The following is a 26,755-nucleotide window of genomic DNA, read 5'->3' as shown; positions in this document are numbered from 1 at the left end:
CAATAAAAAATCCCGCTTTTAGCGGGATTTTTTATATCTATAGTTGATGTGTGGTTACAGTTTTTTCTTCACCGCGACTTCTTGGAAGGCTTCAACAATGTCTCCCTCCTTGATGTCGTTGTAGTTTTTGATCTGCAATCCACAATCGTATCCTTTGGACACTTCCTTCACATCGTCCTTGAAACGCTTCAAGGAAGACAGCTCCCCTGTATAGATGACAACACCATCACGGATTAATCGAATCTGGGAGTTCCTAAAGATTTTTCCGCTGGTGACCATACATCCAGCAATAGTACCGATCTTGGATATCTTGAAGGTCTCCCTGATCTCCGCATTACCTGTGACCTCTTCCTTGATCTCTGGAGACAACATTCCTTCCATAGCATCCTTAAGATCGTTGATCGCATCGTAGATGATGGAATACATTCGGATATCAATCTCTTCTTTATCCGCCACCGCACGGGCATTGCCCATCGGCCTTACGTTAAATCCTATGATGACCGCATCGGATGCACTGGCGAGCAACACGTCGGATTCGGTAATGGCACCAACTCCTTTGTGGATGATGTTGACCTGGATCTCGTCGGTGGATAGTTTCTGGAACGAATCCGTAAGTGCTTCCACGGAACCGTCCACATCCCCTTTGAGGATAATGTTCAGCTCTTGGAAATCGCCCAAGGCAATTCGTCTTCCAATTTCGTCAAGGGTAATATGTCTTTGTGTCCTAACAGATTGCTCACGCTGCAATTGGGAACGTTTTGCGGCAATCTGTTTCGCCTCGCGCTCATCTTCCAGCACATTGAACCTATCCCCTGCCTGTGGCGCTCCATCGAGGCCCAAAATGGATATGGGCGTGGAAGGTCCTGCACTTTTAACAATCTTGCCCCTTTCGTCCTGCATGGCCTTGACTTTTCCGCTACAGGTACCTGCCAATACATAGTCTCCTATTTTCAGGGTCCCGGACTGCACCAAAATGGTGGACACATATCCTCTTCCCTTGTCCAAGAAGGCTTCTACCACGGTTCCTGAAGCCAGTTTGTCGGGATTGGCCTGCAACTCCAGCAATTCTGCCTCGAGCAATACTTTTTCCAAAAGTTCCTTCACTCCCTGACCTGTCTTTGCCGAAATATCATGGGACTGTATCTTACCGCCCCAATCTTCCACCAAAAGGTTCATTTGGGCAAGTCCTTCCTTGATCTTGTCTGGGTTGGCCGTGGGTTTGTCTATCTTATTGATGGCAAACACTATGGGAACGCCTGCCGCTTGGGCGTGGCTAATGGCTTCCTTGGTCTGTGGCATGATATCGTCATCCGCAGCTACTACGATAATGGCGATGTCGGTGACTTGGGCCCCACGTGCACGCATGGCGGTAAACGCCTCGTGACCTGGAGTATCCAAGAAAGTGATTCTTTGGCCGTCCTCCAGGGTAACCCCATAGGCACCAATATGCTGGGTGATGCCACCGCTTTCACCTGCAATTACATTTTCTTGTCTTATGTAATCCAATAGGGATGTTTTTCCGTGGTCCACATGTCCCATTACCGTAACAATGGGTGCCCTTGGCTTCAAATCTTCCGGTGCATCTGCCTGCTCCTCGATGGATTCTTCTATTTCAGCTGTGACAAATTCCACTTCGTAACCAAATTCATCGGCCACAATGGAAAGGGTCTCTGCATCCAAACGTTGGTTCATGGTCACCATGATACCCAGCGACATACAAGCTGATATAATTTTGGTGGAGGGAACATCCATCATGGTGGCCACTTCGTTCACGGTTACGAACTCGGTCACTTTCAAGGTCTTGCTTTCCAGCTCCTGTTGTTCCAGATCTTTTTCGGTCTGTTGACGGTGCTGGTCCCTTTTCTCCCTTCTGTATTTGGCTCCTTTGCCTTTGGCGGATTTTCCTTGGAGCTTTTCCAAGGTCTCCCTCACTTGTTTTTGTACTTCTTCCTCTGTGGGCTCCACTTTGGAAATTGGGCCACGCTGTCCCTTTCTTCCTGCGCCTGCTCCTGCACCAGCTCCAACACCCGGCCTGTTGTTGGGTCGGTTATTGCCAGGCTGCGGACCATTTTTGACAATACGTTTTCTGCGTTTCTTCCTATCCGAATCGGAAGACCCTGCAACTGGTTTCTGATTGTCCTCTTTTTTCTTCTTTGGCTTGTTGAACTGGGAAAGATCTATCTTGTCCCCCGTGATCTTGGGTCCGGTAAGTTTTTGGTACTGCGTCTTGAAAGTTTCAGGCTCCTTGGGTTGCTCCTCCTTTACTTCCTTTACTTCTTCTTTTTCTTTGGCCGCAGTATCAACCTTTTCTTCAGGTTTTACCTCTTCTACTTCTTTTTCCTTGGGCTGCTCTTCTTTTTGGACAACTTTGGTCTCTTCAACCTGTTTTGGCTCCTCTACTTGCTGTGGCTCTTCCTCTTTGGGTTGGGTTGGCTTTGGATCCAAGTCTATCTTGCCCACGGTCTTGAGCCCGGAAAGCTCGGCTTTGGCCTTGATCACCTGCTGTTCTGCATTCCTTTTCTCCCTGGCCAACCTGCGCTCTTCCTGCTCCTGTTCCATTTGGACCCGAATAGCCTCCTTCTCTTTGCGCTTTTCTTCGCCCACTTCTTTGGAAGCCACTTTTTTGCTCTTATCCGTTTGGAACTCATCCAACAGTACCTGATACACCTCATCGGATATCTTTGTCGTAGGACGTGCCTCTATCTCGTGCCCCACAGAGGTGAGATGGTCCACTGCCCTATCCAATGAAATGTTCAGTTCCCTAAGAACTTTGTTGAGTCGTATTGTTGGGTTTCCTGCCATAAATTGTTTTCCTTGCCCTAAAATTCGCTGCTAATATAAGTTTAATCTTCAAATTCTTCCTTGAGGATGCGTACGACCTCACGGATAGTTTCTTCTTCTAGATCGGTTCTTTTGATCAAATCGTTGATGTCCTGCTCCAAAACGCTGCGGGCGGTATCCAGTCCAATCTTCTTGAACTCCTCTATCACCCAGCTTTCTATTTCGTCGGAGAACTCGGTCAATTCCACATCTTCTTCCACTCCTTCACGGAACACATCTATTTCATAACCGGTCAACTGACCTGCCAATCGTATGTTGTGCCCTCCCCTACCGATGGCCTTGGAAACCTCCTCTGGCTTCAGGTAGACCTGGGCTGTTTTTTTCTCGTCGTTCAGTTTGACGGACGATACCCTTGCCGGGCTAAGGGCACGGGTCACCATCAATTGTGCATTGTTGGTCCAGTTGATCACATCGATGTTCTCGTTGCCCAACTCCCTAACGATACCATGTATCCGAGATCCTTTCATACCCACACAGGCTCCTACGGGATCGATCCTATCATCATAGGAATCCACGGCCACTTTGGCTTTTTCTCCTGGGATACGGACCGCTTTTTTGATGGTGATCAGTCCATCGAAGACCTCTGGGATTTCTTGGAAGAACAATTGCTCCAAGAAAGCAGGGGAAGTCCTGGACATGATAATGGTAGGCTTGTTGCCTTTCAGTTCCACGCTTTCGATAACACCTCTCACGTTGTCCCCCTTGCGGAAAAAGTCGGATGGGATCTGTTTTTCCTTTGGAAGAATGATCTCATTCCCTTCATCGTCCAACAAAATTACGGCCTTATGTCGAATATGGTGCACCTCTGCGGTATAAATCTCACCTTCAAGATCTTTGAACTGTTTGTAGATGGTGGTATTGTCATGCTCGTGGATCTTGGAAATCAAGTTCTGGCGCAAGGCCAAAATGGCCCTTCTTCCCAAATCTATGAGCTTCACCTCTTCCGACACATCTTCCCCAACCTCAAAATCGGGCTCTATCTTCCTTGCTTCGGAAAGGGAAATCTCCTCATTGGGGTCTTCCACTTCTCCATCCTCCACGACCACGCGGTTTCTCCATATCTCCAAATCCCCTTTGTCCGGGTTGATGATGATATCAAAATTGTCGTCAGAACCAAACTTCTTTTTTAGGGCACTTCGGAACACTTCTTCCAAAATGGCCATAAGGGTCACCCTGTCTATAAACTTATCGTCCTTAAACTCCGAAAAGGATTCGATGAGCGCTAGGTTTTCCATTTTCTACTACAATTAAAATTTTAAAATGACTTTTGCTTCTTTGATATCAGAAAATGCAATGTCCTGCCTTTTCTGTACGGTAACTTTCCCTTTCCCTTCAGGCTTGGGCTCTCGGGCCTTCCACTCCAAGGTAATATTATTTTCCGAGGTTTGTACCAGGGTGCCTTCCAATTCTTCGGCTCCCGTCCTCACCTTTAAAATCCTACCAATATTTTTGGTGTACTGTCGCGGATATACCAGTGGTGATGTAGCCCCTGCGGAGGTGACTTCCAGTGAAAAATCCTCCTCTTCACGATCCAGGTTGTGCTCAATGGCACGACTGATATCCATACAATCCTTGAGGTTCACCCCATTGTCTCCATCCAAAACCACCCTGATGGTATTGTCGCCACCCATCGTAAAATCAATCAAAAACAAGGACGGACGCTCTTCCAAGGCCTTGCTCAACAATGATTCCACTTTTTCCTTCAGCATAACAATTCAGAATAAAAGAGGGGACTAGAAGTCCCCTCATGAATACTTTTATATCCGTTCAGTGGTGCAAATATACAACAATTAATACCTTTTGTGCAACCCCCTTTTAATCAAAGACTTTCTTTTCCCAATATTTAATTGGAGTGCCTTAGCCCTAGCGAGCCAACAAATCGCCGAAGACTCCTTGTTTTGCGTGACAGACTCCATCTCATCGACAAAATGCAGTGTAGGAAACCATAGGTATCCATAGCTTAACATAGGTATAGCTCCATTTCACAACAAATATTTTCCATGGAGAACACTCCGACTAGTTTTGTACCTGCAAAAGTATATTTGGTCATGGGAATATTTTCTAGTAGTGGACATCCAAGCCGTGGTTTGACTGTTGGCAGGACACTTTTAATTGTCTTCTTTCTGCAAGGGACTTTGTCCCTGTTTTCCCAGACCACGCTTTGGAGTGAAAACTTCAATTATTCCAACAACACCCAAAGCGGCACCGCCACAGGACCGTCAGCCTCAAGTTGGACCACCGACAGAGGAAACAGCCTATCTGTCCAGAACAACGAACTTAGGGGTAGGAATTTAGGCTCAGAAGGGACTTGGCAGGTTAACTCCATCAACATTACAGGGTACTCTTTTATCAGCTTTAGTATGGATACTAGGGTAAATGACCCTAACCGAATGGATGATGGACAGGATTACTTTATTGGGGAATACCGTATTGACGGTGGCTCTTGGCAACAGTTTGTAAATAGATCCGGATCCTATTCAAACCCTCTTAATTCTTCTTACACGGTTAACCTATCCGCATCTGGAAACACTTCCCTCGAAATCAGGGCAAGGATGTACAACAATAACAATAACGAGCAATATTTTATTGACAATGTTATTGTGGAAGGGGTTTCAGGCATCTGTAACGGAGAAATCGACTTTGAGTTTTATGATAGTTCCCCATCAGGTGCTACTGTGGACAATATCCCAATCTCTGGTGCCCTGGCATCTGGCGTATTCACCAGTTTCGATGTCGATGCGCTCCAAAACCAAGAAGACCCCGGAGATACGGACAATTTCAGCATCCGTTACAGAGGTTATATCCAAATTGACAGCCCGGGCAGTTATACCTTTTATACAACGTCGGACGACGGTTCAAAACTCTACATCGATGGCACCCAAGTAGTGAACAACGATGGTGCACATGGATCCCAGGAAAGATCGGGAAGCATAACGTTGGCCTCTGGATTGCATGATATCACCGTGCTTTTCTTTGAAAATGGCGGCAGCGAAAACCTATCCGTACAATATCAGGGACCCTCTATTTCGAAACAAGACATCCCTTTCTCCAAGCTCTATTCCAATTGTAGCGTAGCAGTGGCCGACTTGGATGGCGACGGCATTGGTGATGATGTGGATATCGATGACGATAATGACGGCATTTTGGATACCGATGAATGTGGGGGAACAAGCGGAAACTTTGTGCAGACCGCGACCAATGTGCAGTATTTCAACAATCCGTCCAATGCGGAGGGAAACCCCGGGACCACTTATGCCGCAAACTCGACTTCGACCTATCAAGGACAATCCATAATCTCTTTACAGTTTGCCCAAGTTATACCCATGGGGACCACCGTTAGTGTTTTCTTGGCAGCGGACCCTAATGCAAATAATGGTAGTGGCATTACAGATATGCAGATCCAATATACCAATGGCAACTATCTGGCAGATGCCACTGATGTTCCATTTGGATCCATAACAGAAATCACGTTCAATGTTTCCCAAAGCAACTTTCAATCTTTCCGGGTGATGGCCTATCAAACTGGCGCGAGGGTTTATGGAGCCAGCTATGGAGGTACTGTGGATTGCAGTACTGTGGACACCGACGGGGATGGCATTCCCAACTATCAGGATTTGGACAGTGACGGGGATGGTATTCCCGATAATGTGGAGGCACAGGCTTCTTTAAATTATATTGCCCCATCGGGTATAGATGCCAACAACAATGGATTGGACGATGCCTATGAAGCTGCTGGCATATCCCCTGTGGACATCGACGGGGATGGAACACCTGATTTTATGGATACCGATAGTGACAATGACGGCACAAGCGACACCACCGAGGCCACGTTGACCCTCACGGGCACAGATAGCGATGGTGATGGACTTGATAATGCTATGGACACCTCAACCGATTATAGCGATCCAGGGGGCAGAATTGACAATCCACTGAACACCAATGGGGGTTCGTTGATGCTCCCCGACTCCGATGGCGATGTATCCACAGGCGGGGACCTGGATTTCAGGGATGACACCGATGATGGCAACCAACCTCCATCCATAACAGCGACCGGCGACCAAATATTTTGCCCTGGCGACCCAATTGCCGTTGTTGAGAGTGTTTCCATTACCGATCCTGACAGCAGCACTTTGGATGCTGTATACGTTCAGATAACCTCCAATTATGATAATACAGGCGATCTGTTGACCCTGACCGGGTCACACCCCAATATCACAGCAAGCTGGAGCGCTTCCGAAGGAAGATTGACCTTGGAGGGACCAGCAACCTTGGCCGAATTTGAGGCAGCCGTGAGTGCCGTCATGTTCCAGACCACGGGTACGGTCGCCAGCGGAAATACCAGAAGTTTTTCCATAGTCCTGAACGAAGCCAATTATTTGGCCTCCACAGGGCACTATTATGAATATGTACCCTCATTGGGCATTACCTGGACATCGGCCCGGGATGCCGCGGCATTACGCACCTTTTATGGGCTACAAGGATATTTGGCCACGATTTCCGTTCAAGACGAATCCGATCTCCTCGGATCGCAGGCACCCGGTGCAGGATGGATCGGGGCCAGTGATGCAGCCGTAGAAGGGGATTGGTATTGGGTGACAGGCCCCGAAGCAGGCACAATGTTCTGGAGAGGGAATGCAGGCGGCACGGCCTTTGCCTACGAGTTCTGGAACGGCGGGGAACCCAACAATTCAGGAGATGAAGATTATGCACACATCACCGCACCAGGAGTTGGTGCACCAGGTTCCTGGAACGACCTCTCCAACGCCGGAGCGGCCAGTGGCGATTATCAACCCAAAGGTTATTTGGTGGAATACGGTGGCATGCCCGGAGACCCGCTAGGTCCCAACATTGCCGCAACCACTTCAATAACCGTTGAGAACGTTGCGCCTACTGCAAGCAGCCCTGCTCCTATCAATGTGTATTGTTCCGATGATATTCCGGCCGCTGACGTGACCGTGATCACGGACGAGGCGGACAATTGTGATTCAGACCCCACCGTTACCTTTATCAGTGATGTGAGCGATGGTGGCTCCAACCCAGAGACCATAACCCGCACTTATAGGATCACTGATGATGCCGGCAATACTTTTGATGTGCAGCAGACCATCACAGTGACCCCGTTTTCGGTAGCTGCACAGCCTGCTGACCAAAACATTGTTGTGGGTGCCAACGGAAACTTTACGGTTACGGCAAGCGGTACGGACACCTATCAATGGGAAGTGAGTACCGATGGGGGAAGCAGTTTTGCTCCCATTTCCGACGGAGCTGAATATTCGGGCACCCAAACGGCCAATCTTACCGTAAATGCCCCCGACATGGGCAAAAATGGATATGTATTCCGTGTTCTGGTCTCCAATTCAACAGCTTCCTGTGATGCCCTGACCTCCAATGGGGCCGTACTTACCCTTAGTGTGGGAACGGTGATCACCAACAGGAAGATTACGTATAGGGTGAACAAAAATTAATGGCACACTACAACAAAATAAAAAGCCCCCCGCTAGGTTGCGGGGGGCTTTTTTGTTGGCCTACTAGGACTCGAACCTAGAATGACTGAACCAAAATCAGTAGTGTTGCCAATTACACCATAGGCCAGTACCATAATCAAAGCTAAACTTGATTCAGCTTTTGAGCGTGCAAATTTATAACAAACTTTGGTTTCAACAAATATTTTGACAAGTTTAAAACCTATTTTTATTGGAACCTGTTGTTAAAGCTTTTCCAAAAATGGCCACCCTTCTGTTCTATATTTACTAAATTCGCCACAATTCGGTTAACGACCAGTTCTATGTTCGAAAAAAACTTTAGAAAATGGGATACCATCCTAGGATGGACATCCTTTGCCATTGCCTTTATCGTTTACGCCCTAACCGTAGAACCCACAGGAAGTTTTTGGGATGCCGGGGAATACATTTCCACTTCTGCCAAATTGCAGGTGGGACACCCTCCTGGAGCTCCTTTACTCCAAATGATAGGTGCCTTTTTTGCCATGTTCGCCTTTGGCGACCCATCCAAGATAGCTTTGATGGTCAACGCCGTGTCCATAGTATCCAGTGCTTTTACCGTATTGTTCACTTTCTGGACCATAACCAACCTGACCCAAAAACTCATTACTAGCAAAAGCCCTATGACGAACAGCAGGGCCATTGCCATTTTGGGAAGCGGTCTGGTCGGCGCACTGGCCTTTACCTTTTCCGATAGTTTTTGGTTCAATGCCGTGGAGACCGAGGTCTATGCCATGGCCAGTCTCATCATGGCCCTTTTACTATGGCTGGGGCTAAAATGGACGGACAATCTGGACGATCCAAGAGGGCATCGATGGCTTTTGCTCATTTGCTTCGTGGTAGGTCTTACCTTTGGCATACAGTTCATGGGCTTTTTGGCCATTCCCTCGATTGGTCTGTTATATTATTTCAAAAAATACAAGACCACTACGGTCAAGTACTTCCTATTGGCCAACATTATTGTAGTGGCCATTTTGATATTGGTCTATAAATTTTCGCTCACCTATGTACTGGAGCTCTTTGGTTGGAGCGAGGTCTTTTTCATCAATGAAATTGGGCTTCCGTTCAATTCCGGTTCTATCATCATGGGATTGGTATTTATTGCAGCCTTCTATTTTGGCCTTCGATACACCAGAAAGCACAACTTTTACAGTGGGCACTTGATCATTATGTGCCTGATGTTCCTCTTCCTTGGTTTTTCCTCATGGTTGATGCTCCCCATCAGGGCCAACGCCAAAACGGTGGTCAATGAGAACAATCCTGCCGATGCACGTGCACTTCTGGCCTATTACAACAGGGAACAGTATCCTGGCGTGGACAGTCCGGTATATGGGGCCTACTATTCGGATACCTTCGCCCCATCTGGCGAGGACAGGGACGATAGCCCCAAATACGAAAAGGATCTGGAACTGGGCAAATATGTCATCGTGAACAAGTACAAGGATGCCGTTCCGGGACCCAACGAAAAGCATGTGGGACTGCTGCCCCGAATGTGGAGCGATCAACATGCCGAAAACTACATGCGCTATTTTGGTGTGCTAAACTTCCGTATCAAATCCGAATACATCTCCAACAATGACCTCAGGGAAGCCGTCAACCAGTTCAAAACGGCCTACGCCCAAGGAGAACTTGATTCTGAGCAATATATCCGTTTCCTTCGGGAATTTGGAGAGTACATCGAAGTGGAGCCGCCCACACTTGGACAGAACCTCCGCTATATGTTCGAGTTCCAGTTCGGCTATATGTACATGCGCTATTTCATGTGGAATTTTGTGGGCAAACAGAACGATGTACAGGGTCGCTACGATGAAAATGGCGATTGGCTCAGCGGCATCGGCTTTGTGGACAGTCTCCGCTTGGGCAGTCAAGAGAACCTTCCAAGCGACTGGACGGACAATAAAGGACGTAACACCTACTTCTTTTTGCCACTACTATTGGGTATTCTGGGCATTGTTTTCCAGATTTCCAGAAACCCAAAGCAATTCTGGGTATTGTTCATATTTTTCATGTTCACCGGACTTGCCATTCAGTTTTATACCAATCCTTATATCTTCCAGCCCCGGGAAAGGGACTATTCCCTAGTGGGATCCTTCTATGTGTTCTGCATATGGATCGGGATTGGGGTATTTGGACTTTACGAAGAGTTCAAAAAACTGTTGACCCCGAAAATAGCGGCCCCCGCAATTACTATTCTGTGCCTATTGGCCGTTCCGTTACTCATGGCCGCACAGAACTGGGACGACCATGATCGTTCCGACCGGTATACCGCTCCTTCCACTGCAAAAGCCTATCTGGATTCCTGCAAGGAAGATGCTGGCGCCATTCTGTTCACCATAGGTGACAACGACACCTTCCCGCTGTGGTACATCCAGGAAATCGAAAATTACCGTACCGATGTCCGTATCATCAACACCAGTCTTTTTGCCACGGATTGGTACATTGACCAAATGAAGAGCAAAGCCTATGAAAGTGACCCCATCCCGTCCCAATTGACGCACGACAAATACCGGTACGGGACCAGGGATGCCATCTATTACCAAGGGATCACTGATAGTAGGTGGGCCATCAAGGATTTTATGAACTGGGTAGGGAGCGACAAACCACAGACCAAATTCAGGCATATTTTGGAAAGTCGTGGGGCGGATCTCAGTGCATATCCGGAAAACAACCTGGACATTGTGTACTACCCCACCAATAAGATCAGGATTCCTGTGAACAAACAGAATGTGCTGGAAAGCGGCTTGGTCAAAGAGAAAGATTCCGCGTTAATCGTGGACTATATCGACATTGACCTTCCACAAAGTGCACTGCCCAAGAACCGCATCATGATGCTGGACCTCATTGCCAACAATGATTGGAAGCGTCCAATCTATTTCTCAGGCGGTAGTTTTGACAGTGCCGAGTATATCTGGATGAAGGATTACCTTCAAATGGACGGACTTGTCTATAAACTGGTGCCCATTAGGACCCCAAACAGAAATTCATTTGAAATGGGCCGCATCGATGCGGAACTGACCTATGACATTGTGAAAAAATGGGAGTGGGGCAATTCTGGCAGTGACAAGATCTACCACGACCCCCAGACCCGCTCGCAGGGACTGTCTTTCAGAAGCAATATTGCCCGATTGATGGAGACTCTGATCGAGGAGAAAAAGATAGACAAGGCCAAAAGTGTCATTGACATTGCCATGACGAACATGCCTGTGGAACATTTTGGCTTCTATGCCTTTGTGGAACCCTTTGTGGATGGTTATTACAAAGTGGGCGAGACCGAAAAAGCACGTGAAGTTTACCGAAAGTTGAAAAAAATATATCAGGAACGTCTGGAATATTACGCCAACATCCCCTTGGACGAACAATACGAGAAGATGGAAGATATCTTGGCCGATATGCAGGCATACCGAAGGAACATCGATATCCTGATCGAGAACCAAGACAGGGAATTGGCAGAGTCCGAAACCTTGATCTTTAATGAGTACATCGACAAGTTCTCCCAATTTGTGGAAGGCGAAGATGAAGAAGATCTACTGGAAGAACCTTTGGGCATAGACCCTGACATGGAGGACTCCATTCCGTTGGATACCCTAAGGCCCATAGAGGAAGACCCAGCACTACAACCGTAAATAAAAAAAGCGAGGTAAAAACCTCGCTTTTCTTTTTAGATATATTCGTTCAAAATGCCTATCAGCGTATTGGCGTCCTGTTCGCCGCTCTGCCGCCAGACCATTTCGCCTTTTTTGTAGATCATCAAGGTGGGCAGTCCTTTTATCCGAAGGGCCTGTGAAAGCTCCTTGTTCTTGTCCACATCGATTTTTATCACTTTTCCCTTATCGCCAAGGGCAGCGGCCACATCTCGCAGTACAGGATGCATGGAAGTGGACTGTTCGTTCCATTCCGCATAAAAGTCCAACAGTACGGGGACCTTTACATCTATGAGTTCACCAAATTTGGACATGAATTCTAAAGGTTTACGGTCAAAAATAAGAAAAATTGTTAACGTTTTATATCATGGCATTGCTTTCCCTTCAACTCCATAGTTAAATTCACGTTAAACCTTTTATCCCCAAAAAAGTCTATAGGTTGTACGAATCTTGATCAAGAATCGGAACGACCCTCAAAAAAGAAGGTTCAACCCTAGATGTGGTCGTTTCACCCATTTCCTAGACAGAACGTGCACAGCATAAATCTAATATTGCCGTATCATTTAAAAAAACACATCATGAAAAAAATTGTTTTGGCCCTTATGTTGTTCTCTTTCGCCCTTGGATTTTCACAGGACGATGAAGGGACCTATTCGAAAATTCTGGATAAACAGATCGAGGCCCTTCAACTGAGCGGGGACAAAAAGGACGCCTTTGTGGAGATCAGTGAGAAATATTTTGAAAAGATCAAGGCCACCCGTGAGAGCGAGGTTTCCAGAATGTCCAAGTTCAAGGAACTGAAGGCAATACAGGACAGCAAGAACAAGGAGATGGAGGCCTTGCTGACCGAAAGTGAGTTCGAGACCTACAAGGAACTCCAAAAAGAGAACCGCGAAATGATGAAAGATCGCTACAAACAGCAGAAAAAATCCTAAAAAGCAGTTTTTCCATTCATCAACTTGGGCTTTCTTGATCGACTGATGTAGATTGGGGAAGCCTTTGTACTTTTATTCCATGAAGATCTCCAAAGCTGAAAAAAGGGTATTGGTCCTGACCTCGGTCTTTGTGGCCTTGGCCCTCAACGCCCACAAATTATTGGTACTGCTCCCCGGAGAGGCCCAGAAGATAGGCCTGCCCTGGATCTTCAACGCACAGGAACTCGCCTACCAGACCCTGTTCCATTTTGCCTTTTGTTATTTTTTGGGACTCTTGAACCTGCAATGGCTCGATTGGACAAACAGATCGGGTACCAAGGCAAGGACCAAAAATGTACTATATAACCTGGCCTTCTTTTTCGGATTCCTGTTCTTGGCCATGATTACCCAAAAATTGATCTTTCAGAATGCTCCCAACCCCAGATTTTATCGCCTTGGGTACTTTTTCAGGTTTGCCACCAGTCTGGCCCTAATCGCGATATTGGTCAAGATTATGCTCCTCAACCGGATGCAAAAAATGAAGGAACTGGAAAACGAACAGTTAAAAACAGCCTATTTCGATGCAGAGATCAAAAACTTGAGGGCACAGATCAATCCCCATTTTTTGTTCAACGCCCTGAGCAGCCTGTCTGCCTTGGTCCGCGAAAACCCACAAAAGGCACAGGACTACATCACGCACCTGTCCAAGGTGTTCCGATATTCCCTCGGTAACCATCAAGAGCAACTCATCGGGCTGGACAAGGAACTGGAACTTTTGGAATCCAACATCCAATTGCTCAAAATGCGTTTTGAAGATGCGCTCATCATACACATTGACATCCCTATCGGCTCCCAGAAAAAATTACCGCACATGTCGCTCCAACCCTTGTTGGAAAATGCGGTGAAGCACAATTTTGTCTCCAAGGAAAGTCCATTGCACATCGATGTGCTTTTGGATGAAGGAACCCTGATCTTTCGAAATACCCTGAAAGAGGCCACATACAAGGAACCCTCCACTGGCATCGGGTTGCTGAACCTCAACGAACGCTACCAAATATTGATGGGAACACCCATTGAAATTGAAAAGACCGACGACCATTTTACTGTAAAACTGCCCTTAAACCCAACCCAACATGTCCATTAATGTCGCCATCATAGAAGACGAACCGGCCATAGCCCGAAATCTCGAATTTACCCTAAAGGAACTCGACCCCTCCCTGACCGTGCTCCACCAAATGGACAGTGTAAAGAGCGCGGTGGCATGGCTTGGGAAAAACATACAGTATTGCCACCTGCTGTTCATGGACATCCGGTTGATCGATGGGCTTTCATTTGATATTTTCCAAACCATCAAACCCTCGGTACCCATCATCTTCATTACCGCCTATGACCATTATGCCCTGGAAGCCTTCAAGGTGAATGGGCTGGACTACATCCTAAAACCATTTCAGAAGGAGGAGGTGGCAACTGCATTGGACAAGTACAAGAACACCCGGGGAGCAGTTTCCATCAACAGCAATACACTGACAGAGTTATTGCAACACCTGCAATCCAACGGAAACAGATCTTATCGCGAAGCCTATCTCGTCCATTACCAGAACAAACTGATCCCTCTTCCCGTGGACAAGATCCATTGGTTCCGCACCGAGCAGGAAGTGATGTATGCCCATACGGATGATGGCAAAAAATACGTCATCGATTCCACCTTGGACAAAGTAGGGGCCGAGATCTCGCCCAAACTCTTTTTCCGGGCCAACCGCCAGTTCATTGTGCAGCGGCGGGCAGTAAAGGACCTGGACTTCTATTTTAACGGAAGGCTCATCGTGAACGTGGAACCCAAACCCCGCGAAAAAATCATTGTGAGCAAAGCAAAGGCTCCCGAATTCAAAAAATGGCTGGATGAATGATCTACCGTTCGGCACAACCCAAAAACCTCCCTTTCTGAAATTTTAAGAAAACTCAACGCTGATTTTTTCAGCCTCGCCCACATTACCCGAAAACACCTCCGCCCATTGTCTCAACTTCGCCAAAAAAAGAAATCATGGACATTGACGCACGCACAACTTTTGGAGGTATTATCTTTATTTTCCTCTTGGCATTGGTCGTTCTGGAAATCATTTGGAGCTGGCGAAAGGACAAAAAAGTCTATAACACCAAGGATACTTTGGCGAACCTGGGCATCTTTGCCGGGTTTCAGCTCACCAAGATTCTTTTCTTCGGATTTCAGTACGCCATAATGGCAAACCTATCAAAGTATGCCCTTTTTCCCATGGAAAGCTCTATGTGGGTATTCCTCATCAGTTTTCTGGCCGTGGACTTTGTGTACTATTGGTACCATCGGCTTTCCCACAAGATCAAACTGCTTTGGGCCTTTCATTTGGTTCATCACTCCAGTTTATTCATGAACCTTACCGTCTCCTATCGGCTCAATTGGCTGAGTGCTCTGCTCACTCCCTTTGTGGTGGCTCCGCTCATCCTGATCGGGCTCCCTTTCGAATTTGTTGCGGCCTCCTTCGGACTCAACCTATTGTACCAGTTTTTTCTGCACACAGAAGCAGTGGGCAAATTGGGTTTCATTGAAGGGATACTTGCCACACCATCTGCCCACAGGGTGCACCATGGGTCCGATGAGCAATACATCGACAAAAACTTTGGTGGTGTTTTCATGGTCTGGGACCGCATCTTCGGATCATACCAGCCCGAGACCACAAGACCTACTTATGGCATCACCACCGGTTTTATCAGCAACAATCCTTTTGTGTTGGTGTTCAAGGGGTTTGTGGATTATTTCAAGGGAAAAATGGATTACAAGGGATAGGAAACGGTTCACCCCCCAAATTTTCAGGTTCACCTTTTTTGCAGGGACTCCATCCTTCGTCCCTTTCTAGTTTAGCCAAAAAAATAAAAGAAAATTAATCGTAAAACTTTAAATGTCATGAAACAGTCCATCTTACCCAAAACCTCAAAAAGAAACCGTCTGGCCCTACTCACGCTGGCAACTTTGGCCCTGACAGCCACTTCCTGCAGCAATGACGACGACTCCACCCACAATACCGAGGATACCATTACTGAGGAAGAGGCCGTAGAAGCGATTGCCATGGCCCTTTCCCCAGAATCGGGCGGAATGGTGGAACAGACCAATCAGGCCATCTACACCATTGAAGAGGACAACTCAGCCACCAATAAGGCCGAGGATTACGAATGCGGTGTGGAATATGGGTCTTCGTACAACATCTCCGGACAATCCGGCAGCATCTCTTACGATGCCAGTTTGGTGTGGAGTTGGATGATGGATTGCGGAAGCGGTGCTATCCCATCGGCAGCTGATTTTGAGCTTTCGGGCACTTCCAGTTACGATGGCCCCAGAATCTTGTCCGAAGCCACCACAGCGGCGACCATCAACATTCAAAACCTTGAGGATGGGGAATCCAACTACGTGGTGAACGAAACGTTCACTTTCACCGGCTCCCAAGAGTCCTTTGTACAAAACCAAAATGCCTTTACCAGCACCATTGAGTTCACGACCACGAATCTTACCATTTTAAAGGCAAATTACAATGTAGCCTCTGGAAGCGTATATGCCAGTTTTGAAGGCAGGGCCTCCAACGGAAATTCCTATGATTATTCGGGAACCCTGATCTTCACAGGCAACCAAACCGCAACACTGACCATGGGCAGTGGGAACACTTATGACCTAGCTTGGTAAGAATGTCCCATCTGTTTAATTGTTTGGAAAGGCCCTTATAAATAAGGGCTTTTTATATTCAGGCTTATACCAGACCTTTTTTCTTCAAGGTGATCACGGAGATTTCGGGCCAGATGCCAAATCGCCCTGGATAGCCAATAAATCCAAAACCTCGGTTCACGTTGATGAACTGCCCGAGTTCCTTGTAGATTCCTGCCCAATACTTGTAGCGCCATTTCACAGGACTCCATTTGATCCATCCGGGAATCTCCACTCCAAACTGCATACCGTGGGTGTGCCCGCTCAAGGTGAGATGGAAATGATAATCGTCATGGATCACCACATCTTCCCAATGCGAGGGATCGTGGCTCAGCAGTATCTTAAAATCATCATGGGAAACCCCTTCTTTGGCCTTTTCAAGATCCCCGGCTTTTTTAAAGCCGCCACGTCCCCAGTTCTCCACTCCGACCAAGGCAATTTTTTGCCCATCCTTTTCCAAATATCGGTTGGAGTTCAAGATCAGGTCAAAGCCCATATCCTTCTGTAGATTCTTGAGGTTTTCCAGGTTTTGGGACTTGGCCTGTTCCGAAGGCCAGACCGCATAATCACCATAATCGTGGTTACCTAGAATGGAAAACTTGCCATCCTTGGCCTCCAATCGGGCAAAGACTTCCTTCCAGGGTTCCATTTCGTCAGATCGGTTGTTGACCATGTCTCCGGTGAAGAAAATCACATCGCTTTGCTGTTCGTTGATCAAATCCACGCCGTAGGCCACTTTGTTATAATCATCAAAACTACCGCTGTGTACATCGGAAATCTGGGTAATCTGGTAATTGTGAAAAGCATCGGGCAGGTCATCGAATTCCAGTTCGTACTTGAGCACCTGATAGTTGTATTTTCCGCGGTACATGCCATAGAGCAAAGCCCCGAAAGGCAAGGATGCCAATCCCAGTGCCAAGCCGCTGATAAACTTTCTCCGTGAGGGGAAATAACTGGCATCAGGGTCGGACATCCCGACCAATTTGTTGTAGCCAAATCCAAACAAACGGACCACATCTTCCAACAAAAGGAAAAAACCCAATACCAAGGCCAATAGGAAAAAGGCCGCAAAAATAGTCCCGGCCACGGCCATGCTCCCTTTGAACCCGTTACTGGGGTCGTAGCCCATGATCTTTATGGCCAAGAACAACAGTGCCCCCAGAAACAACACCCCATAGGCCCAATGCATCCAAGGACTCTTGAACAAAGTTCGAAAAGCCTGGAAACCGTATATGGCCAATACTGCATAAAGAAAAGCCAGAATGATAAATCGGGACATAGTCTATTTTTTGCAAAATTATGGGTAATCCACTAGAAAATAGACCTTTTTAAATTTATTTAACGGCCTGTACAATGCTTTGTACCGTTTCCACTTGGGTAGTTGCCACACCATCCTCAGCCAAATGTTTGACCGAATTCATGGGAATCTTTCCCGAAACGCCGAGCTTGTTCCCAAAAGAAGTCCCGGAACAATGGATGGCCCTCAACCCTATTTTTTTGAACTTGGTGACATTGGAAGGGGAGACCCCTCCCCCAGCCATGATGGTCATGGAAGTCCTTTTCTGCCAATCTTCGAGTGGCTCCAGTCCCTTTTCGGCGGAAGGATGCCCGCCAGAGGTAAGGATGGTGCCCACACCCAATGGTTCCAACTGTCCGAGTGCCATGATCGGATCCCCGATCCAATCAAATGCACGGTGGAAGGTAAAATGCATCGGTTGGGCAAGCTCCACCAATTGACGTGTCCGTTCCACATCCACAGAAAAATCTTTCAACAGCACGCCCGAGACCACCCCTTGCACACCCAGTTCCATACAGGCCACGATATCCGCCCTCATTACTTCGAACTCAGCTTCGGAATAGGTAAAATGGCCGCTACGTGGGCGGATGAGTACATGCACGGGAATGGTCAACCGTTCCCATACCCGTTGGATCAGGCCCAGGGATGGGGTAATGCCCCCTACCCCAAGTTCGGAGCAGAGTTCGATTCGGTCCGCTCCTGCCTTTTGTGCATTTATGGCCGATTCCAAGGAATTGGCACAAACTTCTACAAGCATATTGCTATATTTATCCAGCTTAAAAATAAAGATCCCTTGCATGAAACGACGCAAATTCCTGAAAAATTCCAGCCTAACCGCTGCTGGATTGGTTTCTGCCTCGGCCGTGGCCGCCTGTAGAACCGAAAACAAACCCGAAGAAACACCAGCTTTGGCCACAACCTCGGTGAATCCCATCAAACCCATTGTGGTCTGCACCTGGAACTTTCTGAATGCTACCGACAAGGCCTGGCAAGTACTGAAGTCGGGCGGAAGCTCCCTGGATGCCGTGGAACAAGGGGTAATGGTGGAAGAAGCCGATGTGACCAACGAGACCGTGGGCAAGGGTGGCCGGCCGGACCGGGATGGGAACGTGACCTTGGATGCCTGCATCATGGACAAGGACGGCAATTGTGGCTCCGTGGTCTGCATGCAGAACATTGCGCATCCTGTGTCCGTGGCGAGAAAAGTGATGGAAGAAACCCCCCATATCATTTTGGCCGGAAAGGGCGCTGAAAAATTTGCTTACGAACAGGGCTTCAAAAAAGAAGACCTGCTGACCGAAAGTACCCGAAAACAATACCAAGAATGGTTGAAAACCTCCAAATACGAGACCATCATCAACATAGAGAACCACGATACCATCGGCATGCTGGCCATTGACGAAAAAGGGGACATTGCCGGGGCTTGCACCACCAGTGGCATGGCCTACAAAGTAGCTGGTCGCGTGGGCGACTCCCCCATCATAGGGGCAGGACTTTTTGTGGATAACGAAGTGGGTGGGGCCACTGCTACAGGGGTCGGTGAAGAGGTCATTCGCACCGTGGGCAGCTTTTTGATCGTGGAACTGATGCGACAGGGCAAAAGTCCGCAAGAGGCCTGTGAGGAAGGCGTAAAACGTATCATGCAGAAAAACAAGGACCGCAAGGACTTTCAGATCGGGTTCTTGGCCATCAACAAAAATGGGGAAACAGGTGGGTATTGTGTGCATCCCGGATTCACCTACCGCGAGTACAGCGAGAAGGGCCATGAGAACAGAAAGGTGATGAGTTTTTATAGTTAGAAACAAGACCGCTGCGCTGTTGGACGTTAGATGCTAGACCACTGCGCTTCTGGAAACAAGAATCAAGACATCCTGTTTCTTGGCTCCTGTTTCTTGATTCTCAAATCTAATATCTATCATCTAACCTCTTTTGAACAGCAATTCGTACTTTTAATCCCCCACCATTTTTTTGCTAATTGAACATTGATAATTGTTTATTGAACATTGATAACCGAACAACATGCCTGAACAAAAAAGACTTTTCCTTCTCGACGCCTACGCACTCATTTTCCGTGGATATTATGCCCTCATCAAAAACCCAAGAATCAATTCCAAGGGGATGGACACCTCCGCGATCATGGGTTTTATGAACTCCCTTTTCGATGTGATCAAGCGGGAACAGCCCGACCATTTGGCCGTGGCCTTCGACAAGGGTGGCAGTGTGGAGCGTACCGAGCTTTTTGAAGCCTACAAGGCGAATCGGGACGAGACTCCCGATGCCATCCGCATAGCCGTGCCCTACATCCAACAAATCCTGAAAGCGATGAAGATTCCCGTCGTGGAACTGGAAGGCTACGAGGCGGACGACCTTATTGGCACCTTGGCCAAGCAGGCCGAGAAAGAGAATTACAAGGTGTTCATGGTGACCCCCGACAAGGATTTTGGACAGTTGGTGAGCGAGAACATCTTTATGTACCGTCCGGCCCGATTGGGTAATGGAATCGAGATCTGGGGCATTCCCGAAGTCAAGAAACGCTTTGGGGTGGAACGCCCCGAGCAGGTAATCGATTACCTGGGGATGATGGGCGATGCGAGTGACAACATTCCCGGACTTCCGGGGGTGGGCGACAAGACCGCCAAAAAATTCCTGGAGGATTTTGGTTCGTTGGAAGGGTTGTTGAGCAATACCGACAAACTTTCGGGCAAAATGAAGGAAAAAGTGGAAGAAAATGCCGAATTGGGCCGACTTTCACGAAAATTGGCCGAAATCAAGACCGATTGTGAGGTAACCTTCCACGCGGACGATTATGAAATGTGTCCGCCCGATTTCGAAGAAGTACAAAAAATCTTTGAAGAGCTTGAATTCCGAAGGTTGAAGGAGCAGTTCATCAAAATATTCTCCGGTGAGGCAGAGACCGGAACACAGGTGACCAGTACGGAAACCGCAAAACAAGAAGCAAAGGTGGCGGGAAGCGGACAGTTCACTTTATTCGGAGGTGACCCTACCGAGGCCCCAGCGACCATCAAGGATGTGAGCGGCCGGAAGACCATTGCCGATGTTTCCCATTTTTATCAGACCGTCCAAAATGGCCTGGGCATGGAACTCTTCTTGGAAACCTTGATGAAGCAACCTGCCGTGTGTTTCGATACGGAGACCACCTCCATCAACCCCTTGGAAGCGGAACTGGTGGGCATCGCATTCAGTTGGTCGCCCGGCAAAGGATTCTATGTACCTTTTCCTGAAGCAAAAAACGATGCCATGCCCTTGATCGAGAAGTTGCGCCCTTTCTTTGAATCGGAAAACATTCAAAAAATTGGGCAGAACTTGAAATACGACATCAAGGTGATGCTCAATTATGGGGTGGATGTCAAAGGCACGCTCTTCGATACCATGTTGGCCCATTACCTCATCAACCCCGATATGCGGCACAACATGGATGTGCTTTCGGAAACTTACCTCAACTATACCCCGGTGTCCATTACCGAACTCATCGGCAAAAAGGGTAAGAACCAGTTGAACATGCGGCAGGTTCCCTTGGACCAGCAGACCGAATATGCCGTGGAGGATGCCGATGTCACCTATCAATTGGCGCAGCATTTTGCGCCCGAGCTGAAAGAGACAGGCACTGACACCCTGTTCGCGGACATCGAGGTTCCGTTGCTACGTGTTTTGGCGGACATGGAACGGGAGGGTATCAATTTGGATGAGGCATACCTCAAAGACCTCTCGACCGTACTCGAAACAGACATCCAAGATCTTGAGAAAAAAATATACGAACTGGCCGGTGAGGAATTCAACATTGCCTCCCCTAAGCAATTGGGCGACATCCTGTTTGACAAACTCAAACTGGTGGACAAGCCCAAAAAGACCAAAACAGGGCAATATTCCACGGCGGAGGACGTGCTTTCCTACCTTGCCAAGGACCACGAGATCATTCAGAACGTATTGGACTACCGCGGACTCACCAAATTGAAGAGCACCTATGTGGACGCTCTCCCGAACGAAGTGCAAAAACACAGTGGCAGGGTGCACACGGACTACATGCAAACGGTGGCCGCCACGGGCCGTTTGAGCAGCAACAACCCCAACCTACAGAATATTCCCATCCGGACGGAGCGGGGAAGACAGGTGCGCAAGGCCTTTATCCCACGGGATGAGAACTACCTGTTGCTTTCTGCGGATTACTCCCAGATAGAACTCCGCATCATTGCGGCCTTGAGCGAGGAGGATACCATGATCTCGGCCTTTAAAAATGGGGAAGACATCCATGCCTCCACGGCATCGAAGGTGTTCAACGTGCCCATTGACCAAGTGACCCGCGAACAGCGTAGCAATGCCAAAACGGTGAACTTTGGGATTATTTATGGGGTGTCGGCCTTTGGGTTGAGCAACCAAACGGATTTGAGCCGCACCGAGGCCAAGGACCTCATCGACACCTATTACAAAACCTATCCGAAATTGCGCAATTACATCAGTGAGCAAATCGATTTTGCCCGTGAACATGGTTATGTACAGACCATTTTGGGGCGTAGAAGGTATTTAAAGGATATCAATGCGGGGAACCAAGTGGTGCGCGGGGCCGCGGAACGTAACGCGGTGAACGCCCCCATTCAGGGAAGTGCAGCCGACATCATCAAGATTGCCATGATCAACATCCACAACAAACTTTCCGAAGGAAAATACAAGACCAAGATGTTGTTACAGGTACACGATGAATTGGTGTTCGATTGCTACAAACCCGAACTGGAAGACATGAAAAAGCTCATCAAGACCGAAATGGAACATGCCTATACGCTAGCGGTGCCCTTGGATGTGGAAGTGGGCGTGGGCGAGAACTGGTTGGAGGCGCATTGATAGGTAATTCGATTGGTATGTTTATCCATAATTGTTTTTAGACATATGATTATGATGAGACAATTTGCATCAATTCTTTTACTCTTATGTTTCAACCATTTGTTTTCCCAAAATGATTCGATTAAATCATTGGTGACGGCGACAAATAAAAAGAATTTTGATATTGAAGAGCTTGTCGATTTTGCTAGGGACAATTTAGATTCCGAACCAAGCCTTGCTCGGTTTTTTTATCTATGGATTGGAAATAACATTATCTACGACTATCAACTTCTAGAGGAACTTGAAGAAGGTGCTATATCTAATGAGGATTTTTGGGCAAGTCAAAATGTTTACTCGGTTTACGAGAATCGCAAAGGGGTTTGTGCAGGATATGCACAGCTATTCGAATGGTTCATGAATAAATTCAATATAGAAACCGCTGTCATTTCAGGACACATCAGAGATGAACGAAATCATTATGTTGAAATAGAATCTGATGATAAATTTAGACATGCATGGAATGCAGTGAAATTAGACCAAAAATGGATTCTGCTAGATGCAACATGGGGCACTTCCGGTGATTCTTCAGTTTCTGATTTCTACTTTAATATAAAACCTGAATTAGCTATAATTACCCATTTCCCCGAGAACGATAAGTGGCAACTTTTAGAACGACCATTAAGTCTTCAAGATTTCAACAATTCCAAATTTATTAAACCCATCTGGTTTCAAATAGGATTTAAGAATATCCCAGAGCTTAAACAAGATGATGAATATTATTATTTAGTTTATGAGAGTAACCCAAACAATAATTGGTCTGTGACATTAATGATTGGTGATGACAATGCTACTTATGAATGGATAAGTGACGTTACCTCAATAAATCAAGATGGATTCACATACTTGAGATTCAAAAAATCTGGAATACCTGAAAAGGCATATTACAAACTGGATTTAAAATACAATGATGAGGAAAATGGAACCTCAACTTTTATTTTTAATGTTTTTTATTTCAAAACTTAAATATTAAGGTTTTAAACAAATACCCTATCCCCAACCTCCTCATTACAAAAAACTCCATAAAATCCTATCTTTAATTTACGGCTCAAATCCCTAACGAGGGTTTATCAAAGATTCCAAAATGAAACCATCCAAAACCATACTCCCTATCATCGTGGTATCGCAGTTCTGCTGCACTTCGCTTTGGTTTGCCGGGAATGGGGTCATGCATAATCTTATCGTGAATTTTGGTTTGGCCGAAAGTGCTTTGGGCCATTTAACCTCAGCGGTACAATTCGGTTTTATTTTGGGCACCCTAATTTTTGCTGTGCTATCCATTGCGGACCGGTTTTCTCCCTCCAAAGTGTTTTATGCTATTGGCCCTAGGCCCTATTTTGGGATTGATGGTTTTATCAAAAAATAAAGCCAACAAAGTGGTATCTTTAATCCTCGCACTACAAACCCAACCACACCTAAAATGAAAACACTACACCTGCTCTCCTTGCTCTTTGCCACCCTTGTTTTGACCAACTGCGGCAATCCCAAACCTGAAGTTTCCGAATCTCCGGAACCGACAGAAACCGTTACCCATACCCGTGAATTTTACCAGCTTAAAGTGTATTCCTTCAGTTCAGAAGACCAGATAGCCACCACGGACGAGTATCTTCAACATGCCTATATGCCCGCTGTAAAAAAACAGGGCATTGACAACATTGGGGTGTTTAAATTTATTACGAACGAGAAGGACACCGTGCCAAAAACCTATGTGCTCACCCCGTTCAAATCCATGGAGCAATTTTTGGCATTGGAGAACCAACTCAATGCAGATGCAGCATATGTCCAAGCAGGCAGTGCGTATATCGATGCACCGTATGACAACCCACCTTATGATCATATCGAGTCCATTCTGTTGCAGGCCTTTACCGATATGCCCATGATGCAGATGCCCAAGTTGGATGGTCCACGGGCAGAGCGTATTTACGAATTGCGCAGCTATGAATCCCCCACCGAGAAACTATATTGGAACAAAGTGGATATGTTCAATGCAGGCGGGGAAGTAGCCCTTTTTGGCCGATTGGGATTCAATGCCGTGTTTTATGGCGAAGTGATTTCAGGCTCCAGAATGCCCAACCTGATGTACATGACCACCCATGCCGATATGACCACCAGGGACAAAAATTGGGAGGCTTTTGTGGATTCCCCGGAGTGGAAGGCACTCACCGCCATGCCCAAGTATGAGAACAACGTGTCCCATGCCGATATTTGGTTTTTGTACCCCACGGAGTATTCGGATTATTGATGGAAACACCCAAAATTGAACTCCTCCATTTTACCAGTAAAACCTGCGGAGTCTGCAAAGTATTGAAACCAAAGTTGTTGGAAGCCGTGCAGGAAAACTTCCCAAAAGTGGACATCCGCGTGGTGGATGTGGAAGAGGAAATCGAGTTTACCGGACAGTCCATGGTTTTCACTCTACCAGTGATCATCCTTAAAGCCGATGGCAAGGAAATGTACCGTTTTGCCCGTAGCTTTTCGGTGTATGAAGTGTTGGACAAATTAAAACGGTTGAGTGGGGAATGAACTCTTGACAACCCTTTTTTAATCCATTTTCCACCCCCTAAAATTTCCATCAACGGATCGAACAATTTTATACCTTCATTCGAAAATTCATTACGTATAAAATGATTCATCCCGATACCGAATTGCGCTTTATCAGCAACGAAATTGGCTACGGCGTTGTGGCCACCAAGTTCATTCCCGCAGGGACCATTACCTGGGTGCTCGACGAATTGGACCGCGAGTTCACCCCATTGGAACTGCAACGGATGGCCCCTATCTACCAAAACATTTTGGACACCTACACCTTCCGCAACAACAAGGGCAACTACATCCTGTGTTGGGACAACGGTCGGTACGTGAACCACAGTTTCAACTCCAATTGCCTTACCACTGCCTACGATTTTGAGATTGCCATCCGCGACATCCAACCCGGGGAGCAGCTCACGGACGACTATGGCTACCTGAACATTCCCATGCCCTTTAGGGCAGCCGACGAGGGCACCCGCCGAAAAGTGGTGTACCCCGATGACCTATTGAAATATTACAAGGTCTGGGACAACAAGATCAAAAAGGTGTTCGGTAACATCACCCAGTTGCAACAACCTTTGCGATCCATACTTGATGAGGGGCTTTGGGGCAAGATCGAGGACATTATTGGCGGCAAGGAGGAACTGGAATCCATCTTGGCCAATTTCTATAACGGAAATCACATGGAGCATTCCAAATAACCCACCAAAACCAGAAAAGGCACCCAATTGGGTGCCTTTTCCATTCTTCCTCATAGCAATTTAATTGCCAAAACTATTGGCCAATCGTGGTCTTGGGCTTTTGCTCCGTATAAACAAATCCGTAAGCGGTTTAAAGTGTCGCTTCCACTGAAATGGAGCAAAGTCGAACCACAATTTTACTTCAGCGGACTCGCCACCTTCCACTTGGAAACCATCCTCTATGATGAAATCCAAACGTTCAAAGGCATTGGCAGATTCCTCCACCCCATCTTGATAGACAAATTGGTTGCCCCATCCTGCCAGATAAAACCTGAGTTTGGCATACTGGCCCTCGGGCAGGGAAAGCACACTTCGGGAGCGCAGAAAGGTCCCAGCGGGTATTCCCTTTAGGGAAACTGGGTTCTGGCCCGGGAAATCCATGATAAAATGTTCCTTGCCATGCTCGTCAATGGCAGAAAACTTAGTGATGTTCAACAACATTTCCGAGACTTTCAGCGTGGTGGCGGCCTCGTTCTTCAAGATCAATTCCTTCATATCCCGTTCCTCTGCATACCAATCACCAATGGCATTGGGGGCAAAAGGTACGGTGGACCATATCGTGGGATAAAAGTTCGTTTTTTTCATAGCGTGTATATTTTGGGTTATACAAGTACAAAGTTGCAGCAAACCAACAGTTTGGGCGTCCAATAAATTGACCAGTTTATATGCTGTATTACC

At 47.1% G+C, this 26,755-nt stretch carries 20 protein-coding genes, 1 tRNA gene and 1 pseudogene; 14 read left to right on the top strand and 8 right to left on the bottom strand.

The window, feature by feature from the left end:
• Nucleotides 1-54: 54 nt before the first annotated feature.
• Genes infB through rimP form a run of 3 tightly spaced genes read right to left on the bottom strand, consistent with a single transcriptional unit; the run spans nt 55 to nt 4,550 of the window.
• Nucleotides 55-2,802, bottom strand: a complete 2,748-nt coding sequence (gene infB / locus D2V93_RS17110) for a translation initiation factor IF-2 (RefSeq protein WP_119620267.1) — start codon at nt 2,800-2,802, stop codon at nt 55-57.
• A gap of 41 nt (nt 2,803-2,843) precedes the next feature.
• On the bottom strand, nt 2,844-4,076 hold the full coding sequence (gene nusA / locus D2V93_RS17105) for a transcription termination factor NusA (RefSeq protein WP_119620266.1): 1,233 nt from the start codon (nt 4,074-4,076) through the stop codon (nt 2,844-2,846).
• A gap of 12 nt (nt 4,077-4,088) precedes the next feature.
• Nucleotides 4,089-4,550, bottom strand: a complete 462-nt coding sequence (gene rimP / locus D2V93_RS17100) for a ribosome assembly cofactor RimP (protein ID WP_119620265.1) — start codon at nt 4,548-4,550, stop codon at nt 4,089-4,091.
• Nucleotides 4,551-4,889: 339 nt separating this feature from the next.
• Here rimP and D2V93_RS18775 point away from each other — a divergent pair, with 339 nt between their 5' ends.
• Nucleotides 4,890-8,306, top strand: coding sequence for a PA14 domain-containing protein (locus D2V93_RS18775; protein ID WP_220473647.1), 3,417 nt, complete (start codon nt 4,890-4,892; stop codon nt 8,304-8,306).
• Nucleotides 8,307-8,361: 55 nt separating this feature from the next.
• On the opposite strand, the gene D2V93_RS17090 is transcribed toward D2V93_RS18775, so the two are convergent.
• Nucleotides 8,362-8,433, bottom strand: a tRNA-Gln gene (locus D2V93_RS17090).
• A 193-nt stretch (nt 8,434-8,626) separates the two neighbouring features.
• Between D2V93_RS17090 and D2V93_RS17085 the strand changes: the two genes are divergently transcribed.
• Nucleotides 8,627-11,965: a glycosyltransferase family 117 protein gene (locus D2V93_RS17085; RefSeq protein ID WP_119620264.1), complete on the top strand. Its 3,339-nt coding sequence runs from the start codon at nt 8,627-8,629 to the stop codon at nt 11,963-11,965.
• 35 nt (nt 11,966-12,000) lie between these two features.
• Here D2V93_RS17085 and D2V93_RS17080 read toward each other — a convergent pair whose 3' ends face one another.
• Nucleotides 12,001-12,297 carry a thioredoxin family protein gene (locus D2V93_RS17080; RefSeq protein ID WP_072878191.1) on the bottom strand — a complete coding sequence of 99 codons (297 nt, stop codon included), beginning with the start codon at nt 12,295-12,297 and terminating at the stop codon, nt 12,001-12,003.
• A 264-nt stretch (nt 12,298-12,561) separates the two neighbouring features.
• Between D2V93_RS17080 and D2V93_RS17075 the strand changes: the two genes are divergently transcribed.
• The 5 genes from D2V93_RS17075 to D2V93_RS17055 all read left to right on the top strand — a co-directional run bounded on the left by D2V93_RS17075 (nt 12,562) and on the right by D2V93_RS17055 (nt 16,603).
• Nucleotides 12,562-12,918 carry a hypothetical protein gene (locus tag D2V93_RS17075; RefSeq protein WP_119620263.1) on the top strand — a complete coding sequence of 119 codons (357 nt, stop codon included), beginning with the start codon at nt 12,562-12,564 and terminating at the stop codon, nt 12,916-12,918.
• Nucleotides 12,919-12,997: 79 nt separating this feature from the next.
• Entirely contained in the window at nt 12,998-14,041 is a 1,044-nt protein-coding gene (locus tag D2V93_RS17070) for a sensor histidine kinase (RefSeq protein WP_119620262.1), read from the top strand.
• The gene (locus D2V93_RS17065; protein ID WP_119620261.1) at nt 14,031-14,804 is read left to right on the top strand and encodes a LytR/AlgR family response regulator transcription factor; all 774 of its coding nucleotides are present in this window, start codon (nt 14,031-14,033) and stop codon (nt 14,802-14,804) included. The genes D2V93_RS17070 and D2V93_RS17065 overlap by 11 nt, the downstream gene beginning before the upstream one ends.
• A 134-nt stretch (nt 14,805-14,938) precedes the next feature.
• Complete coding sequence (locus D2V93_RS17060; RefSeq protein WP_119620260.1) at nt 14,939-15,715, top strand: sterol desaturase family protein; 777 nt, start codon at nt 14,939-14,941, stop codon at nt 15,713-15,715.
• Between the two features lie 117 nt (nt 15,716-15,832).
• Complete coding sequence (locus D2V93_RS17055; protein WP_119620259.1) at nt 15,833-16,603, top strand: hypothetical protein; 771 nt, start codon at nt 15,833-15,835, stop codon at nt 16,601-16,603.
• Between the two features lie 64 nt (nt 16,604-16,667).
• On the opposite strand, the gene D2V93_RS17050 is transcribed toward D2V93_RS17055, so the two are convergent.
• Nucleotides 16,668-17,900, bottom strand: coding sequence for a metallophosphoesterase (locus tag D2V93_RS17050; protein WP_119620258.1), 1,233 nt, complete (start codon nt 17,898-17,900; stop codon nt 16,668-16,670).
• Between the two features lie 55 nt (nt 17,901-17,955).
• Nucleotides 17,956-18,675 (bottom strand): copper homeostasis protein CutC, encoded by a 720-nt coding sequence (locus D2V93_RS17045; protein WP_119620316.1) that lies wholly within the window; start codon nt 18,673-18,675, stop codon nt 17,956-17,958.
• Between the two features lie 40 nt (nt 18,676-18,715).
• Between D2V93_RS17045 and D2V93_RS17040 the strand changes: the two genes are divergently transcribed.
• The 7 genes and pseudogenes from D2V93_RS17040 (at nt 18,716) to D2V93_RS17010 (ending at nt 26,038) form a co-directional block, all read left to right on the top strand.
• Nucleotides 18,716-19,717 carry an isoaspartyl peptidase/L-asparaginase family protein gene (locus D2V93_RS17040; RefSeq protein WP_119620257.1) on the top strand — a complete coding sequence of 334 codons (1,002 nt, stop codon included), beginning with the start codon at nt 18,716-18,718 and terminating at the stop codon, nt 19,715-19,717.
• A 220-nt stretch (nt 19,718-19,937) separates the two neighbouring features.
• Entirely contained in the window at nt 19,938-22,772 is a 2,835-nt protein-coding gene (gene polA, locus D2V93_RS17035; RefSeq protein ID WP_119620256.1) for a DNA polymerase I, read from the top strand.
• A 51-nt stretch (nt 22,773-22,823) separates the two neighbouring features.
• Nucleotides 22,824-23,774 (top strand): transglutaminase domain-containing protein, encoded by a 951-nt coding sequence (locus D2V93_RS17030; RefSeq protein ID WP_182850014.1) that lies wholly within the window; start codon nt 22,824-22,826, stop codon nt 23,772-23,774.
• Nucleotides 23,775-23,892: 118 nt separating this feature from the next.
• Nucleotides 23,893-24,123: pseudogene (locus tag D2V93_RS17025) on the top strand (MFS transporter); the annotation flags it as partial.
• A gap of 105 nt (nt 24,124-24,228) precedes the next feature.
• Nucleotides 24,229-25,050: an NIPSNAP family protein gene (locus D2V93_RS17020; protein ID WP_119620254.1), complete on the top strand. Its 822-nt coding sequence runs from the start codon at nt 24,229-24,231 to the stop codon at nt 25,048-25,050.
• Nucleotides 25,050-25,331, top strand: a complete 282-nt coding sequence (locus D2V93_RS17015; protein WP_119620253.1) for a thioredoxin family protein — start codon at nt 25,050-25,052, stop codon at nt 25,329-25,331. The genes D2V93_RS17020 and D2V93_RS17015 overlap by 1 nt, the downstream gene beginning before the upstream one ends.
• A 101-nt stretch (nt 25,332-25,432) precedes the next feature.
• On the top strand, nt 25,433-26,038 hold the full coding sequence (locus D2V93_RS17010) for an SET domain-containing protein (protein ID WP_072878167.1): 606 nt from the start codon (nt 25,433-25,435) through the stop codon (nt 26,036-26,038).
• Between the two features lie 60 nt (nt 26,039-26,098).
• Here the strand turns inward: D2V93_RS17010 and D2V93_RS17005 are convergent, their stop codons facing one another.
• On the bottom strand, nt 26,099-26,662 hold the full coding sequence (locus D2V93_RS17005; RefSeq protein WP_119620252.1) for a hypothetical protein: 564 nt from the start codon (nt 26,660-26,662) through the stop codon (nt 26,099-26,101).
• Nucleotides 26,663-26,755 lie beyond the last annotated feature (93 nt).

The organism is Flagellimonas taeanensis (assembly GCF_003584105.1).
Taxonomy (GTDB): domain Bacteria; phylum Bacteroidota; class Bacteroidia; order Flavobacteriales; family Flavobacteriaceae; genus Flagellimonas; species Flagellimonas taeanensis.
Note: the sequence above shows the minus strand (reverse complement) of the source record. Positions and strands in the feature narration are given on the sequence as shown.

What these genes read in the sequence shown, in the direction of transcription:
- D2V93_RS17015 (WP_119620253.1), top strand. Translation starts at nt 25,050, where the DNA reads ATGGAAACACCCAAAATTGAACTCCTCCATTTTACCAGTAAAACCTGC.
- D2V93_RS17060 (WP_119620260.1), top strand. Translation starts at nt 14,939, where the DNA reads ATGGACATTGACGCACGCACAACTTTTGGAGGTATTATCTTTATTTTC.
- nusA (WP_119620266.1), bottom strand. Translation starts at nt 4,076, where the DNA reads ATGGAAAACCTAGCGCTCATCGAATCCTTTTCGGAGTTTAAGGACGAT.
- D2V93_RS18775 (WP_220473647.1), top strand. Translation starts at nt 4,890, where the DNA reads ATGGGAATATTTTCTAGTAGTGGACATCCAAGCCGTGGTTTGACTGTT.
- D2V93_RS17010 (WP_072878167.1), top strand. Translation starts at nt 25,433, where the DNA reads ATGATTCATCCCGATACCGAATTGCGCTTTATCAGCAACGAAATTGGC.
- D2V93_RS17005 (WP_119620252.1), bottom strand. Translation starts at nt 26,662, where the DNA reads ATGAAAAAAACGAACTTTTATCCCACGATATGGTCCACCGTACCTTTT.
- D2V93_RS17075 (WP_119620263.1), top strand. Translation starts at nt 12,562, where the DNA reads ATGAAAAAAATTGTTTTGGCCCTTATGTTGTTCTCTTTCGCCCTTGGA.
- D2V93_RS17020 (WP_119620254.1), top strand. Translation starts at nt 24,229, where the DNA reads ATGAAAACACTACACCTGCTCTCCTTGCTCTTTGCCACCCTTGTTTTG.
- rimP (WP_119620265.1), bottom strand. Translation starts at nt 4,550, where the DNA reads ATGCTGAAGGAAAAAGTGGAATCATTGTTGAGCAAGGCCTTGGAAGAG.
- D2V93_RS17070 (WP_119620262.1), top strand. Translation starts at nt 12,998, where the DNA reads ATGAAGATCTCCAAAGCTGAAAAAAGGGTATTGGTCCTGACCTCGGTC.
- D2V93_RS17080 (WP_072878191.1), bottom strand. Translation starts at nt 12,297, where the DNA reads ATGTCCAAATTTGGTGAACTCATAGATGTAAAGGTCCCCGTACTGTTG.
- D2V93_RS17065 (WP_119620261.1), top strand. Translation starts at nt 14,031, where the DNA reads ATGTCCATTAATGTCGCCATCATAGAAGACGAACCGGCCATAGCCCGA.
- infB (WP_119620267.1), bottom strand. Translation starts at nt 2,802, where the DNA reads ATGGCAGGAAACCCAACAATACGACTCAACAAAGTTCTTAGGGAACTG.
- D2V93_RS17050 (WP_119620258.1), bottom strand. Translation starts at nt 17,900, where the DNA reads ATGTCCCGATTTATCATTCTGGCTTTTCTTTATGCAGTATTGGCCATA.
- D2V93_RS17030 (WP_182850014.1), top strand. Translation starts at nt 22,824, where the DNA reads ATGATGAGACAATTTGCATCAATTCTTTTACTCTTATGTTTCAACCAT.
- polA (WP_119620256.1), top strand. Translation starts at nt 19,938, where the DNA reads ATGCCTGAACAAAAAAGACTTTTCCTTCTCGACGCCTACGCACTCATT.
- D2V93_RS17085 (WP_119620264.1), top strand. Translation starts at nt 8,627, where the DNA reads ATGTTCGAAAAAAACTTTAGAAAATGGGATACCATCCTAGGATGGACA.
- D2V93_RS17045 (WP_119620316.1), bottom strand. Translation starts at nt 18,675, where the DNA reads ATGCTTGTAGAAGTTTGTGCCAATTCCTTGGAATCGGCCATAAATGCA.
- D2V93_RS17040 (WP_119620257.1), top strand. Translation starts at nt 18,716, where the DNA reads ATGAAACGACGCAAATTCCTGAAAAATTCCAGCCTAACCGCTGCTGGA.
- D2V93_RS17055 (WP_119620259.1), top strand. Translation starts at nt 15,833, where the DNA reads ATGAAACAGTCCATCTTACCCAAAACCTCAAAAAGAAACCGTCTGGCC.